This is a genomic window from Solimonas sp. K1W22B-7 (assembly GCF_003428335.1).
In the GTDB taxonomy this organism is placed as follows: domain Bacteria; phylum Pseudomonadota; class Gammaproteobacteria; order Nevskiales; family Nevskiaceae; genus Solimonas_A.
On record NZ_CP031704.1, the window covers coordinates 3328646 to 3343464 of the forward strand.

At 64.3% G+C, this 14819-nt stretch carries 15 protein-coding genes; 8 read left to right on the forward strand and 7 right to left on the reverse strand.

Annotation, left to right across the window (positions count from 1 at the left end; all coding sequences use genetic code 11):
• Positions 1-19 precede the first annotated feature (19 nt).
• Both cysE and D0B54_RS14935 read right to left on the reverse strand, forming a co-directional pair.
• Positions 20-805, reverse strand: coding sequence for a serine O-acetyltransferase (gene cysE, locus D0B54_RS14930; RefSeq protein ID WP_117292086.1), 786 nt, complete (start codon positions 803-805; stop codon positions 20-22).
• 56 nt (positions 806-861) lie between these two features.
• The gene (locus D0B54_RS14935) at positions 862-1680 is read right to left on the reverse strand and encodes an RNA methyltransferase (protein ID WP_117292087.1); all 819 of its coding nucleotides are present in this window, start codon (positions 1678-1680) and stop codon (positions 862-864) included.
• Positions 1681-1735: 55 nt separating this feature from the next.
• On the opposite strand from D0B54_RS14935, the gene D0B54_RS14940 reads away from it, so the two are divergent.
• From D0B54_RS14940 to D0B54_RS14965, 6 genes are all read left to right on the forward strand, one after another.
• Entirely contained in the window at positions 1736-2503 is a 768-nt protein-coding gene (locus D0B54_RS14940) for an inositol monophosphatase family protein (RefSeq protein ID WP_117292088.1), read from the forward strand.
• Between the two features lie 18 nt (positions 2504-2521).
• Positions 2522-2956 carry a low molecular weight protein-tyrosine-phosphatase gene (locus D0B54_RS14945; protein WP_117292089.1) on the forward strand — a complete coding sequence of 145 codons (435 nt, stop codon included), beginning with the start codon at positions 2522-2524 and terminating at the stop codon, positions 2954-2956.
• A 17-nt stretch (positions 2957-2973) separates the two neighbouring features.
• Positions 2974-3507 carry a dTDP-4-dehydrorhamnose 3,5-epimerase gene (rfbC, locus tag D0B54_RS14950; protein ID WP_117292090.1) on the forward strand — a complete coding sequence of 178 codons (534 nt, stop codon included), beginning with the start codon at positions 2974-2976 and terminating at the stop codon, positions 3505-3507.
• Between the two features lie 144 nt (positions 3508-3651).
• Positions 3652-4794, forward strand: a complete 1143-nt coding sequence (locus D0B54_RS14955; RefSeq protein WP_117292091.1) for a glycosyltransferase family 4 protein — start codon at positions 3652-3654, stop codon at positions 4792-4794.
• The gene (locus D0B54_RS14960) at positions 4791-5759 is read left to right on the forward strand and encodes an NAD-dependent epimerase/dehydratase family protein (RefSeq protein ID WP_117292092.1); all 969 of its coding nucleotides are present in this window, start codon (positions 4791-4793) and stop codon (positions 5757-5759) included. Before D0B54_RS14955 ends, D0B54_RS14960 begins: the two co-directional genes overlap by 4 nt.
• A 14-nt stretch (positions 5760-5773) precedes the next feature.
• Positions 5774-6811: an MraY family glycosyltransferase gene (locus D0B54_RS14965; protein ID WP_117292093.1), complete on the forward strand. Its 1038-nt coding sequence runs from the start codon at positions 5774-5776 to the stop codon at positions 6809-6811.
• Between the two features lie 60 nt (positions 6812-6871).
• On the opposite strand, the gene D0B54_RS14970 is transcribed toward D0B54_RS14965, so the two are convergent.
• Positions 6872-8029: a polysaccharide biosynthesis/export family protein gene (locus D0B54_RS14970; protein ID WP_117292094.1), complete on the reverse strand. Its 1158-nt coding sequence runs from the start codon at positions 8027-8029 to the stop codon at positions 6872-6874.
• 694 nt (positions 8030-8723) lie between these two features.
• Here D0B54_RS14970 and D0B54_RS14975 point away from each other — a divergent pair.
• Both D0B54_RS14975 and D0B54_RS14980 read left to right on the forward strand, forming a co-directional pair.
• On the forward strand, positions 8724-9545 hold the full coding sequence (locus D0B54_RS14975) for a phytanoyl-CoA dioxygenase family protein (RefSeq protein WP_117292095.1): 822 nt from the start codon (positions 8724-8726) through the stop codon (positions 9543-9545).
• Positions 9546-9687: 142 nt separating this feature from the next.
• Positions 9688-10800, forward strand: a complete 1113-nt coding sequence (locus D0B54_RS14980) for a Gfo/Idh/MocA family protein (protein ID WP_162932444.1) — start codon at positions 9688-9690, stop codon at positions 10798-10800.
• 34 nt (positions 10801-10834) lie between these two features.
• Here D0B54_RS14980 and D0B54_RS14985 read toward each other — a convergent pair whose 3' ends face one another.
• The 4 genes from D0B54_RS14985 to D0B54_RS15000 form a co-directional block, all read right to left on the reverse strand.
• Positions 10835-11986: a glycosyltransferase family 4 protein gene (locus tag D0B54_RS14985; RefSeq protein WP_162932445.1), complete on the reverse strand. Its 1152-nt coding sequence runs from the start codon at positions 11984-11986 to the stop codon at positions 10835-10837.
• A gap of 60 nt (positions 11987-12046) precedes the next feature.
• Positions 12047-13003: a hypothetical protein gene (locus D0B54_RS14990; protein WP_117292098.1), complete on the reverse strand. Its 957-nt coding sequence runs from the start codon at positions 13001-13003 to the stop codon at positions 12047-12049.
• Between the two features lie 57 nt (positions 13004-13060).
• Positions 13061-14206: a lipopolysaccharide biosynthesis protein gene (locus D0B54_RS14995; RefSeq protein ID WP_162932446.1), complete on the reverse strand. Its 1146-nt coding sequence runs from the start codon at positions 14204-14206 to the stop codon at positions 13061-13063.
• 80 nt (positions 14207-14286) lie between these two features.
• Positions 14287-14811: an acyltransferase gene (locus D0B54_RS15000; RefSeq protein ID WP_117292100.1), complete on the reverse strand. Its 525-nt coding sequence runs from the start codon at positions 14809-14811 to the stop codon at positions 14287-14289.
• Positions 14812-14819 lie beyond the last annotated feature (8 nt).

Sequence of the window (14819 nt, forward strand, 5' to 3'; positions counted from 1 at the left end):
GTCCTTGCGGACAGCGGCTCTATTCGGCCTTGGCCGGCATGTCGCTCTTCACGACCGGGCCCTCTGCGCAAAACCCGGGAAGATCGAGCTTCGCCAGCTCCGTCTCCGGCATGCGCGCGTCGAGCTGGTGCAGCACCTTGCACAGCTGCACGACACGTTCGTCCAGCTCCTGGATATGCCCGAGCATGCGCGAGATGGCACCGGCCACCGGGTCGGGCATGTCCTTCGACAGGCCGTAGGCGTCGAAGCCCAGGGTCTGGGCGATGGCCTTGACCTGGTCCGAGGGCTCGGCCTGCTCCTGCACGATGCGTGCGGGGATGCCCACGGCGGTGGCGCCGGGTGGCACTTCCTTGACCACCACGGCGTTGGAGCCGATGCGCGCGCCCTCGCCCACCGTGAACGGGCCCAGCACCTTGGCACCGCCGCCGACCACCACCTTGTTGCCCAGCGTGGGGTGGCGCTTGCCCTGGTTCCAGCTGGTGCCGCCCAGGGTCACGCCCTGGTAGAGGGTCACGTCGTCGCCGATTTCGGCGGTTTCACCGATCACCACGCCCATGCCGTGGTCGATGAACAGGCGCCGGCCGATCTTCGCGCCCGGGTGGATCTCGATGCCGGTCAGCCAGCGCGACCAGTGCGCGATCCAGCGCGCCAGCCAGCGCCAGCCGCGAATCCACAGCCCATGGGCAACGCGGTGCATCCAGACCGCGTGCAGGCCCGGGTAGCAGGTGAGCACTTCCCAGGTCGTGCGCGCGGCGGGGTCGCGCTGGAACACGCTGGCAATGTCTTCACGGATGCGGGCGAACATGACGGTCTCTGGTAACGCTCTCGGGGGACGCGGTAAGGCGCGGATTTTAGACCGTTCTACTCCGGCCCGGTGCCCTCGTCCCCGGTTTCCGGCGGCGGCAGGGGTACGCGGCGTCCCTTGGGGCGCTCGAAGGAGGTCAGGACGCCGCGCAGGATGTTGAGTTCGTTACGGTCCGGCAGGGCGCGGTTGTAGAACTGCCGCAGGCGCCGCATCAGGTGACGCGGGTTGGCCGGATCGAGGAAGCCGGTGGACAGCAGAATGCGCTGCAGGTGCTCGTAGAAGCGCTCCATGTCGTCGGCCGCGGGCGGCTGGTACCAGGGGTGCTCGTCCTTGGACGAGACCTTGGGCACGTCCGGGAACGCCGCCTTGCGCAGCTCGTAGGCCATGATCTGGACGGCCTGCGACAGGTTCAGCGAGGTATAGCCGGGGTTGGCCGGGATCAGGGTACGGGCGTGGCAGCGGTCCAGCTCCTCGTTGGTCAGGCCGGTGCGCTCGCAGCCGAACACCAGGGCCACGGGGGCATGGGCGGACAGGGCCAGTGCGCGCTCGGCAGCCGCCCAGGGAGTGAACGGCTCGTCGCCCAGGTGGCGCACCCGCGCGGACAGGCCCACCACCCAGCCGCAGCCCACCAGGGCCTCGTCGATCGAGGGCACCACGCGGGCGTTCTCCAGCACCTCCAGGGCGCCGGCCGCGGTGGCACGGGCCTGGGGGTGGGGGTAGCGCTCGGGGCTGACCAGTACCAGCTCGGTCAGGCCCATCGTCAGCATGGCCCGGGCCACCGAACCGATGTTGCCGGGATGCTGGGTGGAGACCAGGACGACGCGGAGGTTGTGCAGCGGGTTCGGGGCGGAGGCAGGGGGGGTGTTAGCGGACATGCGTGATATTCTATCGTTCTCTTCTTCGCTCCTTTCCATTCCTTTCGGTCCTGCCATGCATCCGCTGGTCAATATCGCCGTTTCCGCTGCCCGCGCGGGCGGCAACTTCATCATGCGCCACTTCGAGCGCTCCGATCAGCTCGTGGTCGAGCGCAAAAGCCGCAATGACTTCGTGACCCAGGTGGACCGGGGTGCCGAGCAGGAGATCATTGCGATCATCCGCAAGGCCTACCCGCAGCACGCGATCCTCGCCGAGGAAAGCGGCCAGCAGGGCGAAAGCGACGTCACCTGGATCATCGACCCGCTGGACGGCACCACCAACTTCCTGCACCGCATCCCGCATTTCGCGGTGTCGATCGGCATCCAGGTAAAGGGCCGCCTCGAGCATGGCGTGATCTACGCGCCCTGCACGCAAGACCTTTACATCGCCTCGCGGGGCGGTGGCGCCCTGCTCAACAACCGCCGCCTGCGCGTCAGCAACTGCAGGGACCTGGATCAGGCCCTGGTCGGCACCGGCGTACCGCTGCGCGAGGAGTACCTGGAACGCTATCTGCCGATGGTGCAGCGCGTAGCCTCGCAGACCGCCGGCGTGCGCCGCGCCGGCTCCGCCGCACTGGACCTGGCCTATGTGGCCGCGGGGCGCTTTGAGGCCTTCTGGGAGTTCAACCTCAAGCCCTGGGATATCGCCGCGGGCATCGTGCTGGTGCAGGAGGCCGGCGGCACTGTGCGGGAACTGCTCGACGAGAACGCCGATCCTATGCGTACCGGCAACATCTTCGCCGCCTCGGCGAAAATGGCAGACCCTCTCCACGCCCTGCTTTGACAACGTCGCGTTACGGTCATGTTCAACAAAATCATGGTGGTCTGCACCGGCAATATCTGCCGTAGCCCGATTGGCGAAGGCCTGCTCAGGCAGGCCCTGCAAGGAAAAAACAAGACCGTCATCTCGGCTGGCGTCGGGGCTCTGGTGGGGCACCCTGCGGACCCGATGGCGGTGCAAGTGTCGAACAGCCATGGGCTCGACATCTCCGGCCACCGCGCGCAGCAGACCACGCTGGGCCTGCTCAGCGCAATGGATCTGATCCTGACCATGGACCAGACCCACAGCAGCTGGATCCTCCAGCAGTACCCGCAGCTGCGCGGCCGCGTCCACAAGTTCCAGAAATGGAACGGCGACAAGGACGTCGAAGACCCCTATCGCCTGCCGCTGGCCGCCTTCGAGAAGGCCTACGCCGACATCGAAGCCGGCGCGCAGCGCTGGATGACCTACCTCTAGGCCTGGCGGCCGCGGCGATGGAAGTCCTGCAGACACCACTGCCCGGCCTGCTGCTGCTGCGGCCACGCCTGATCGGAGATCACCGCGGCGCCTTCATGGAGGCCTTCAATCCGCAGGCCTTCACGCAGGCCACCGGCTGGACCGGCCAGTGGTGGCAGGACAACCACAGCTGGTCCCATGCCGGCGTGCTGCGCGGCCTGCATGCACAGAAGGAGCCCTCGCCGCAGGGCAAGCTGGTGCGCGTCCTGCAGGGTGAAATCTACGATGTGGCGGTGGACTGCCGCCACGACTCCCCGACTTTCGGCCACTGGCATGGCTTCCGCCTGTCCGCGGAGAATCGCCTGCAGGTCTGGCTGCCACCGGGTTTCGCCCATGGCTTCCTGGCGCTGAGCGCCGCGGAAGTGTCGTTCAAGGTCAGCGCCCCTCCGGATGCCAGCGCCACGCTGGCGATCCGCTGGAACGATCCGCGGCTGGCGATCGACTGGCCGCTGGACGGCGCCCGGCCGATACTGTCGGCGGCCGACGCGGCCGCACCCTTCTGGCCCTGCTGACGACGGCGGCAGTGCCGCGGGTCACGGTCGGCAGCGGCGATTCCCCTATAATTCCGATTCACGAGCCGGCGGAAAATCCGCCGCCGCTGCAGCGCTCCGGTCCTGGCGCCGCAGTCATCCACAAGCCAGCAGACATACCCGCTCATGCGCCTCTTTTTCGTGGGAAACGACTCCTCGTATTTCCTGTCCCACCGCATTCATCTGGCCCGCCACGCGCTGTCGTTGGGCCATGAGGTGACCGCCGTGCTGCCCTCGGTCAACCTGGAGCAGCACCGCCCCCGCATCGAGGCCCATGGCATCCGCTGCGAGCCCTATCCCTTCGAGCGCGGCGGCATGAACCCGGCGCGCGACTTGGCCAGCTTCTTCGCACTGCTGCGCCTCTACCGCCGCGAAAAACCCGACATCGTTCATCACCTGACGGTCAAGCCAGTGCTGTATGGCGGCGCGGCGGCGCGCCTGGCCGGCGTGCCGCGCGTGGTCAACGCCCTGCTTGGCCTGGGCTTCCTGTTCTTCGACCAGGCGCCCAAGACCCGCGCCGCGCGCCGCCTGCTGACGCCGCTGTTCCGCTATTCGCTGGGCGGAAAGAACACGCGGATCATCTGCCAGAACCCCGACGACCTGGAAACCCTGGTGTCCTGCGGCGCGATGCCGGCCGCCGCGCGTGCGCGCAGCCGCATCATCCTCGGCTCAGGCGTGGACCCGGCGGAGTATGCGGTGACCCCGGTGCCGGCGGACGGGGCGCCGATCGTGCTGCTGGCCTCGCGCATGATCCTGCAGAAGGGCATCCCCAGCTTCGTCGAGGCGGCGCGGCTGCTGCGGCAGCGCGGCGCCAGCGCGCGCTTCGTGCTCTGCGGCGGCACCGATCCGAGCAGCCCCAACGGCATCCCCGAGGCACAGATTCGCCGCTGGGTCGATGAAGGTCTGGTGGAATGGTGGGGACATCGCGGCAACATGCCGGAGGTGTTCGCACAGACCTCCATCGTCGTCGCCCCCTCGGAGTACGGAGAGGGCATCCCCAAGAGCCTGATCGAGGCCGCCTCCTGCGGTCGCGCGATCGTCGCCACCGACGTGCCGGGCTGCCGCGAGATCGCGCGCGCCGGACAGAATGGCGAACTGGCGCCGATGGGCGACTCCACCGCGCTGGCCGACGCGATCGGCAAGTTGCTGGCGGACCCGGCACTGCTGCGCCGCTATGGCGAGCGCAGCCGACGCATGATCGAAGAAGAATTCGCACTGGAGCACGTGTTGCGCCAGACCGTGTCGCTCTACGCCGGGGCCGGTGCATGAACCGCATCGCCGTCACCGGCGCCGGCGGTTTCCTGGGCCTGCACCTGCTGGAGGCCCTGCGCGCGGCCGGACGCGACAGCCGGGTTCTGACGCGCGGCGGCAGCCCCGATGCGCGCGTCGCGGCGCTGGCCGACGAGGTCGTCCCGGGCCTGGCGCCTGGCGGTGATCTTGCGGCGGCGCTGGCCGGGATCGACACCGTCTGCCACCTGGCGGGACGCGCCCATGTGCTGCAAGAAACCGCGGCCGATCCGTCCATTGCCTTCCACGAAGCCAATGTCGCATTGACCGAACGCCTGGCGATTGCCGCCGCGGCGACCGGCGTGCGGCGATTCATCTTCATCAGCTCGATCGGCGTGCATGGCTCCCAAGGCGCCCCGGGCGAGGCCTGGACCGAGCGCAGTCCGCTGCACCCCGACACGCCCTACGGCGAGTCCAAACGGCTGGCCGAGGAGCGTCTGCGCAAGATCGCCGCGGGTAGTGCGATGCAGTATGTGATCCTGCGGCCGACGCTGATCCACGGCGCCGGCGCCAAGGGCAACTTCGAGCGCCTGCTGCGGCTGGTACAGCGCGGTCTGCCACTGCCACTGGGCAGCGTGGCCAATCGCCGCAGCTTCATCGGCGCGCGCAACCTATGCGACTTGATCCTGCATTGCGTCGATGCACCGGCGGCGTCCAACCGCAGCTACGTCGCTGCCGATGAAACGCCACTGTCCACCGCAGAGTTGATCCGCTTGCTCGGCCAAGGCAGCGGTCGCCCGGCGCGCCTGTGGCCGTTTCCCGTGGCCCTGCTGCGCCTGGCGGGCAGGCTGACCGGTCGCCGGCGCATGATCGAGCAACTGGTCGGTGACCTGGTGGTCGACGCCTCGGCGCTGCGCGCCGAACTGCAGTGGACCCAACCCTACAGCACCGCTCAAAGCCTGGGCGAAATGGCGGCCGCCGGCCGCAGCCCCGCAAACCCGGCCTGAACGGCCTTCCACACATGACCCTGACGATCCTGTTGCCCTCCGCCTTCGTCCTGAGCTGGGCGCTCTGCGCCTGGCTGGCCAGCCCGCGCTCGCCGCTGAAACTGCTGGACGTGCCCAACGAACGCTCGCTACACAAGACACCGACGGCGCGCACCGGCGGCGTCGGCATCCTGCTGACCCTGCTGGCTGGCTGGGCCGCCCTGGCGCTGCAGGGGCCGGAGCCCTTGCCGGGCTGGCCCTGGTTCGTCGCCGGCTACCTGGCGGTGGCGGCGATCTCCCTGGCGGACGACTATCGCCAGTTGGGACCACGGATCCGATTCGGCATCCACCTGGCCGCCAGTCTGGTGCCCTGCTTCACCGGGCTGTGGCTGAGCGAGCTGCGCCTGCCCGGCTTCACCATCGCCCTTCCCGCTTGGCTGGGCATGCCGGTCACCGTGCTGTTCTGCGCCTGGATGATCAATCTCTACAACTTCATGGACGGCATGGACGGCTTTGCCGGCGGCATGACGCTGATCGGCTTCGGCACGCTGGCACTGCTTGCCGTCGGCATGCCCCCGGCCCTGGGGCTGTCGCTGCAGGCCACCCTGGTGGCCGGCGCGGCGCTGGGCTTCCTGATGATCAACTTCCCGCCAGCGCGGTTGTTCATGGGCGACGTCGGCTCCGCGGCGCTGGGCTTCGCGGCGGCCTTCTTCGCACTGTGGGCCGATCGCAGCGGTGTGCTGCCGCTGTGGGGCTCCGTGCTGCTGTTCTCGCCCTTCATCGTCGACGCCACCGTGACCCTGCTGCGCCGCGCGCTCAATGGCGAGAAGCTGTCGCAGGCGCACCGCACGCATCACTACCAGCGCCTCGTCGGCCTGGGCTGGAGCCACCGCCGGACGGTGCTGACCGAGTACCTGCTGATGCTCGCCGCCGCGCTCAGCGCCTGGGCCGGTAGCCGCATGCTGCCGGCTGCCGCCGCGTGGGGGCTGATCGGTGCATGGCTGGGGTTCTACGCTGCAATCTTCATCGTTGTACGTAGTATGGAACGACGCAAGACCGGCGCCGCTGTATGAAGACCATGTGAAAAAGCCGCACCCAAGGGGTGCGGCTTTTCATTGCAGCAAACAGCACGATTAGTCGTTGATCAGGCGATCGAGCTGGAAGTACGCGCTGACGGTGGGCAGGAGCTGGTTGAGCAGGCGGTTGTACTTCGAGAAGTCGGTTGCAGCAACGTAGACGACGTCGCGTGATTCCAGCGGGAAGCGTTCCGCCAGCAGCAGACTCTCGGCGCGCGTCATATCCAGCAGGTACACCTTGGGCAATGGGTTGGCCCTGGTGCCGGCGACGGAGGGGGCAGGTTCGGGGTTTCTCCGGAACACGAATACGGCCCTGGGGTTGGCGCCAGCCTTGTCGAGACCGCCGCCCTGGGTAAGGGCTTCGGCCAACGACATCTCGGCGCGCTGGCGAATCAGGGTTTTCTGCGCCGCGAACTCGCCGAGCAGGAACACCTTGTCCTCTGAGACGTCCGGCACGTTGATCAGGTCACCGGCCTGCAGCCGGACGTTGGCGCGGATATCGCCACGGCGCAGTTCACCGATCGGCAACTCGGTGGTGACCCCATCGCGCGTCAACCGCACCAGGTAGCGATTGGACAGGGTGGTGAACCCGCCGGCGCTGGTGATGGCATCCAGCACCCCATGAACGGTATCCGTGAGATAAACGGCATTGGGCGCGGCCACTTCGCCGGTCACGTAGACACGCTGCGAGCGAAACTCGGTGACGCGCACATCGATCTGCGGATCGCGGATGAACTTGCCCAGCTTCTGGGCAATTTGTGCGCGCAACTCGCCAGATGTCAGGCCGGCTGCTTTCACATTCCCGATGTAAGGGAAGTAAAGAGTACCATCTGCCTCTACCAGTCGCCCGGCGGAAGCGGCGTCGCCTTGCGACTGGCCGCTGGGATTGTTGAGCTCGGGATGCTCCCAAACTACCACGCGCAGCACATCGCCGACGCCGACGCGATAGGTGTAGCTGTCGCCCTCGGAGCCTAGCGGCCGCAGGCCTTCTGGAATCTCCCTGGCCACCGGAGCGCTTTGGGCATTGCCCACAAGCACCTCAGCAGTGACTTGGACCACCTCGAGGCCGGGAATGGGCGGGACGTCGCCGCGATCAATCTGGTTGCGAAGACCTGAATTGATGGTGCATCCCGTCGTGGTGGCGGCCACCAAGGCAAGCGCCAGTAACCGCATACCCCTGAACCCAGCGGACATCGAATCCTGCTCAATATGCATAACTGCTCCCTGCTAACTGTCGCCGATCCCCATTGTAATCTGTTCATCGCCACTTCGATGAGACATGTGTTCCACCGCGCCGGCAACGGCGTCGGACGACCGGGACTGCCGGCATCCGGAAACGGCGATCAGTTCCGAGGCAGATCGGCCAACTCAGCATTTGCCAGGCGTATCTGCGGCAGACAAGAACATCGTCCCGCCGAGCAGGACTCCGGCATTGAATCGAATTGCAGGCGTCTTACGCTGAACGAACCCCGAGTGCGGAAACGGAACTGGCAACCACAAAAGCGGCCACGGGGCGCAAACCAGCAAGAGACGTCCCGTTCCCTGCTTGGGGATCGTCCAGCATGAAATACTTCTTCGAAGCCTCCGCTTTCAAAATGCAGACGGCATGCGGCATGCAGCCTATCAACCCTTTCCCACCGCGCGCAACCTGCTTCGGCGGGTGGAGGCATGGACGGGGCAGGGCTTGCTGAAACGCCAAAATCAGGCGTGCTGCTGATGCCCGGCCCTGCAATTTTTGGAGCGATATCCCGGACGGACGTACTCTTCGCTGCGCGAGCTTGCGGGTGGTGGAAAGGAGGGCAAGCCGGTAAGATCGTCGGCAACTGGCGCGACCTTCGGGGCAGCAAGGAAATCTTGTGCGAAAAGACACTTTCCGGTCTTTTCCGCCGATATCATTTGGACTATTGAAATGTCTCTTTCCTCAGCAGAACTCGAGAGCCTTGAGCGCAACGGCTTCGCCGGTCCCTTTTCCTTGGAGCGCCAAGTGGACTGCGACGCGGTGGAGGCAAACTCCCGCCGGCTGCGGTTTGCAGGAGAATGGTACAAGGGGGCACACGTGTTCAAGGGCCCTGCCTTCGATGCAAGCACGGATTCCGCGATCACTTCCAGGCTGCGATCGGCCTTGGGCGAGAACCTGGTGATGTGGTCATCCGAATTGATGCTCAAGCCCCCTGGCCAGCCGCATCGCTGGCATGTCGATATCGAGGCAATGACCTGGCGCACGCTGAACATCTGGATGGCGCTACGCAACGTCACGGACGATTCAACCTTGCGGCTGGTTCCCGGCAGCCACCGCTGGGGCGCGATGCTGCAGAACCTGCCGGACGTCGATCTGCAGGACGAGGCCTCCGTGCTTGCAGCCGCCAGACGCTACGACCCCACGGCAGTGATCCAGCGGATTCCGATGAAAGCCGGCCAGTTCGCGATCTTCGATGGTCGCGCTTGGCATGGCACGGAGAATCCCACGGCTCGGACCCGGACCGCGCTGCTCTGCCAGTACTCGCCCCCCGCAGAGCTCGTTCGCCAACCCCTGTCGTACGGGGGCGCCGCAAACTGGGCGGAGGAGTTGCCGGCCTGCGTCGTCGTTTCGGGCAGCGCTGCAGATTCTCCCAGCCGCATCGTCGAGCCGCGCAACCCGACGCTTCGACAGACGGTACAGGCCAACCTGCGCAGCACTATCGGATTCATGCGCCGCCTGCCGCAGTGGATGGCCGAGAGAAAGCAGGCCTGAGGCTTTTCGCCGTGCGTCCGGCGCTGGGGCAACACCGCACCGGTCGCGCTGCTCCGGCGATGTGCCGTGGGCATGCGCAGGAGGCATGGATGGCGCAACGCCCCATCTTCCCAAGCATATCTGTAGCAACCTTGGAGACCGCATGAGCGAAAAGAACATCCGCTGGGGCATCATCGGAACCGGGGGCGTCGCCCAGTCCTTTGCCCGAGGTCTGCACTCCCTGCCCGATGCGGAGCTGCTGGCGGTGGGCTCCCGCAGCCTGGCGACCGCGCAGTCCTTCGCGCAGGCCCTGGATGCACCACGGGCCTACGGCTCCTACGAGGAACTGGTCGCCGACAAGGATCTGGACATCGTCTACGTGGCGACGCCGCACACCCGACATAAGCAGGATTGCCTGCTGGCACTCGAAGCGGGAAAGGCTGTGCTATGCGAAAAGCCATTCGCTTCGTCCCCAGCAGAACTACGCGAGGTTATGGCGGCCGCTCGCGCGCATCGGTTGTTCTGCATGGAAGCGATGTGGATGCGGTTCATGCCGCTGTACGACGAGGTTCGTGCGCTGATCGCGCAGAACGTGATCGGCGAAGTGAGAATGCTGATCGCAGACAACGGCAAGGCTGTCCGATTTGATGACCAGCACCGCATGTTCCAGCCGCCGGCTGGAAGCTGCCTCCTGGATCGCGGAGTCTATGCCTTGGCCCTGGCGCAAGGCCTGCTCGGGGAGCCTGAGCACGTAGCCGGACAATTGAGCCGCAACAGCCGCGGCGTGGATGAGCAGGTGGGGCTGGTTCTACGCTATGCCAACGGCGCGCTGGCCATCATGGGCTCCAGCCTGACGGCCCACACCAGCAACGAAGTCCGGATCATCGGCACCCACGGAAGCATTCACATCCATGCTCCTTACTACAACCCCGTCAAGGCAACGATCTGGACCCGACCGCCGAAGGCGCCGCCGGGCCAGGGCGGCACGGTCCGGGCCTGGGGCGCCCGGCAGCGGCTCATGGAGAAAATCAAGGCCAGCCAGCCCGGCCAGTGGATGCTGAGCCTGGTGGAGGAATCGGATTGGCCGCGGCGCAAGGGCCGCAGGTCGGTACTGTTCCGCCCCCACACCGGTAACGGCTACCACTATCAGGCAGGCGAGGCGATGCGCTGTCTGCGCGCCGGCCTGCTTGAAAGCCCGATGATGCCGCTCGATGCTTCCCTGCGGACTCTCGAGATCGCGGAATCGCTGCTCAGCGGCAACCTGAGGCCAACCTGAGGCAACCCTTGCGGGCTCCAGCTTCGCTGCCGCTTCAGGACGTGTAAATACCCCTGTAAAACCTCTCACGCTCGATCTGGATGTTGCGGGCCAGGTACCGGGAGGATCTGCTCAGCGAGTGGGCAGCAGCCTTTTCTCGCCAGGACCGGTCCGTCACGCCGCGGTGCATGGCTCGGGCCAGGGCATCCACGTCGCCCACCTTTATAAGGGCATCCGGGGTCAGCAGTTCCGGAATGCCTCCGGTGATGAACCCCAGCGACGGCAGCCCCCTTCCCATCGCCTCGATCAGCGCCCGGGGCAGGCCCTCCTGCAATGAGGGCTGGACGTACAGATCCAAAGTATCGAGCCAGCGGTTCACGGCATCGCCGCCGCTCAGGCCTCCGACGATCTCCACCTCGCTCTCAAGGCTCAGTTCGCGCACCAATGCGGCTGTCCTGCTGCTGTCACCCTCGCCCACCAGCTGAAGCTGCACGCTCAGCCCCTGCTCCCGCTTCAGCTTCTCGACTGCTGCAACGAGGAAATGATGACCTTTGTACTTCTTCTGAAAGCCACCGATCATCCCGATCACAGGCCGGCCAGGGTTCATGCGTGAGCAGATCGTACTTGCGTCCTCTCCAACGACTTCTTTCAGATTGACGTTGGAGGCCGAGTAGCGATTCCCTATGGTCGGATACTTGTCTTGAAGGAAGCCATCCGTCACGTACAGCACGTTCTTGAGGGGACGAATATCACGCCTCATCCGGAAATACTCGTAGAAGGCATAGACCTTCGAAATGATCTTTTCCTCCGCGGAGATGCCGTCGAATACGTGGGACACGACCTCCGCCCCGACCCGGGTACCCATCGACTGCGCCTGCCGTATCGCCAGTGAAGCAAAGGTGGCGGGCAGGCGCGCAATGCAGGAGTGATGCTCCGACAGCAGCCCCGGCAGATCGGCCCTGAGCCGCCTGTCGTCCGCGCGGAGGAAATTGGCCGAAATCCTCGGATAGAAGGCGAACTGCACCCTCGGCCCCGAGGACAAGTTCAGGCGCTGAACCTCCGCGGCCGAGACATGCTCGACGCTCGCCAGGATGGTGACCTCGTCCCAGACGGCAAGGTACCGCTCCCAGACAGAGTATGGGTAGTAGCCAGGGGTATAGATTCCACCATCCGGTCCCTGCTTGAACCGGTGATCGCAGACAAACAAGAGTCTATTCATATTGCAGGGGTTAGTGCATTTGCCGGATAAAAGATCGCGGATTCCCGATCAACCCTCGTCTGCGGAGGCGATCAGCTTCTTGTATTTTTCGATTATCGTGTCGAGGTGATAGTTCTCGGCAACGATCTTCTGACGTTCGATCAGTTCCGCCAGCCATGCAGCATTGGCGGGATCGGTGATCCTGTCGATGGCGGACCGCAGTTCATCTTCGGTTTCAACGAACAGGAAGTCGCCGACATCGTAGCCAGCCGCCCGTACGGCCTCGAAGTAAGCGTGATACGGCGCGCAAATAGTCGGAATTCCCAGGGAGAATGGCAGCAGAATCTTCTGCGCGGGCTTGAAGTCCCGCACGTAGCCAAGCCGCTTGGCTTCCTTCTCGCTGCTCGCAGCCGTAGGCAGCAGCATGAAGTAAACATCGAGCTTGAGGTTTTCCGAGATGGCTTCCGCATTGCTCAGCGAAGTGCTGTGATTCACGTATAAATGAAGCCCTCTCTGCTCGCACCAGACGGAGAAGCCATCGCCAACCCCATAGTCGTGCCGATTACCTATGTAGCCAATCACCTTCGACGTTCCCGCGTGGCGGAGCTGACGTGCGAAATTGGAATGATGATGCTCGATCACGGTTACCGGCTGGCCGGGTAGCGCCACCTCGCGAGCGATAAAGTCGCGGTGTAAGCCGTTGTTGACGACGTAGTCGGAAATGAACCTGCGCCCATGCCGATAGGCGAAGCCGTCGAAATCGAAGTTGTCGACGCAGTCGTAGATCATTTTCCTCCGACTCAACGCCAGCAGCGGAGCCATTCCGCGACCAAAGAACTTCACGGAAATCACGGCGTCCGCCCTGAAGATCGCCCGCAGCAGCGATATGGCATCTCGAACTCCATGCCACAGGAAAATCTCGGTTTCGTAACCCTCCGAACGCAGTCGGTTGGCGATGGTCTCGGCACGCATGTAGTAGCTCGCGTACTTGGCCGGATTGGAGATGAACAAGACTTTCTTTGACATACCGCGAAGAGCCTCAGGAAACGACGAACGGATAGGTACTTAACGACGCAAAGTCACTCAATTCTTCCCTGTGGCCCCATCGATACGCCAATCGACGTATCGCCAGCAGGTGGCTACATTCACCACGCTGATGGCAGCCGCTTTTACGATAAAGGCGTATACGACACCGTCTAGACCGTACAAAGGGATCAACACTCCCATGGCAGCCAAGCCGATAAGCGCCACCGAGGACCGACTCGCATACTCGACCTTGATCTTCCTGCGCGCCTGGGTAAACGTCTGTATGAGCGCGCCGGGAACGGAAAACAGGGCCCCGAAGAGATAAAGCGCGATGTAGCGCTTGCTGCCAGCATAGTCGGTCAGAAAATAGTCAATTGCGAGAATCGCCGAAAAGCACAGCACGCACGCGCAGGCGACGATAGCCCCGGAGATCGGCCCCGCCAGCCGCCAGAAATCCCGTCGCGCATCGGCTTCCTCTCCCTTGGCTAAACGTGGAATCAGGATTGCATAGATGGAGATCGAAAAAGTCCGTAGCTGCTCCATTACGAATTTGGCGACGGCAAATACCGCCAGGTTTGTGAACCCGTAGAGCAACCCGACAATGACGCGATCGAGATAGATTTCGATCGTCGGCAGGATCATTAGAATGGATCGATGCATGGCATAGCTTTTCTGCTCTCTCAATGCATCCTTTCCCGCAATAGCGCCGAGGGGACGAACGAGGGTCCTGTACGGCAGCTGCCAAGTAGTTGCTTCGATCAAGCGGGGAACTACTACCAGCAGCAGGATGTTTTCAGGCGTCTGCCACACGAACAGCGCGGTGACCAGCAGCGCCAGGAACGCAGCGGACAGATCCCGCTTGGCGATTAGTGATATGTGCCCCTGGCCCAGCCAAACGGCCCGGGTTATGGAGTACGCCTCCAGCGGGAGAGTCAGTGCGAGAAAGACCATCATCAGCGCATAGTCGCCGGGCTGGCCCTGCAGGAAGTATGCGTACGCGGCATACGCAATGCATATGGCGGCCAGAACGCTTGCGCCGATAAACTTCACCCGCAGGAATCGCCCGATCTCGACCGGTTCCTTGCGCGCAAAAGCTTGCGTCAGCAGCGCATCCACCCCCGGCAGGCAAAGACTGGTCGCGAGTGCCAGCACCCCCAGCGCCATTTGCGTCTGCCCAAAAATCTCCATTGGCACCGCAGCCATGAGCAGCAGGTTCCTCAGAACGCGGAGCCCCGAGACACCGTAGGAGCGGACGATATAGGCGCCCGCCTGCCTTCTGAACCTCATGGCAGCACAGCGAGCGAATTCGGCACTCGGGTTTTCAGGAAGCGCGCTGGATTGCCAGCAACAATGGCCCATGGAGCGACATCCCTGGTCACTACGCTGCCCGCGCCCACAACCGCGCCGTCACCGATGGTAACGCCGGGAATAACGATCGCGCCCGCGCCAATCCAGCATTCGCGGCCGATCTTGATCGGCCGGGGAGTCTGCCGTTCTCGGAACTCCCTCCCAGTGTAGTGATAGTCATGTCCTACCGTCAGGAACATAACCCTCGGCGCCAGCAGCGTGTAGTCTCCGATGGATATCTCGCCATGTGTGAGCGCGACGAAACCATCGTTGATGAACACGTGATTCCCAAGCGTCAGCCGACTTGGATCGTTGATATGGGCAGGGTTTCTGATAACGCACCCTTCACCGTGTTGAGTGCGCTCGAACAACTCCAAATCGTCCGCAACCTTCAAGCTACGGTAGATGCGGGACTTGATTGTCCGCAGGGTTCTGGATAATCGTGTCTTCAATAGGAGCATCGAACTCT

Coding starts and splice junctions, on each gene's coding strand:
- D0B54_RS14940 (WP_117292088.1), top strand. CDS start 1,736: ATGCATCCGCTGGTCAATATCGCCGTTTCCGCTGCCCGCGCGGGCGGC.
- D0B54_RS14935 (WP_117292087.1), bottom strand. CDS start 1,680: ATGTCCGCTAACACCCCCCCTGCCTCCGCCCCGAACCCGCTGCACAAC.
- D0B54_RS14990 (WP_117292098.1), bottom strand. CDS start 13,003: ATGTCAAAGAAAGTCTTGTTCATCTCCAATCCGGCCAAGTACGCGAGC.
- D0B54_RS14965 (WP_117292093.1), top strand. CDS start 5,774: ATGACCCTGACGATCCTGTTGCCCTCCGCCTTCGTCCTGAGCTGGGCG.
- rfbC (WP_117292090.1), top strand. CDS start 2,974: ATGGAAGTCCTGCAGACACCACTGCCCGGCCTGCTGCTGCTGCGGCCA.
- D0B54_RS14955 (WP_117292091.1), top strand. CDS start 3,652: ATGCGCCTCTTTTTCGTGGGAAACGACTCCTCGTATTTCCTGTCCCAC.
- D0B54_RS14995 (WP_162932446.1), bottom strand. CDS start 14,206: ATGGCTGCGGTGCCAATGGAGATTTTTGGGCAGACGCAAATGGCGCTG.
- D0B54_RS14945 (WP_117292089.1), top strand. CDS start 2,522: ATGTTCAACAAAATCATGGTGGTCTGCACCGGCAATATCTGCCGTAGC.
- D0B54_RS14960 (WP_117292092.1), top strand. CDS start 4,791: ATGAACCGCATCGCCGTCACCGGCGCCGGCGGTTTCCTGGGCCTGCAC.
- D0B54_RS15000 (WP_117292100.1), bottom strand. CDS start 14,811: ATGCTCCTATTGAAGACACGATTATCCAGAACCCTGCGGACAATCAAG.
- cysE (WP_117292086.1), bottom strand. CDS start 805: ATGTTCGCCCGCATCCGTGAAGACATTGCCAGCGTGTTCCAGCGCGAC.
- D0B54_RS14975 (WP_117292095.1), top strand. CDS start 8,724: ATGTCTCTTTCCTCAGCAGAACTCGAGAGCCTTGAGCGCAACGGCTTC.
- D0B54_RS14970 (WP_117292094.1), bottom strand. CDS start 8,029: ATGCATATTGAGCAGGATTCGATGTCCGCTGGGTTCAGGGGTATGCGG.
- D0B54_RS14980 (WP_162932444.1), top strand. CDS start 9,688: ATGAGCGAAAAGAACATCCGCTGGGGCATCATCGGAACCGGGGGCGTC.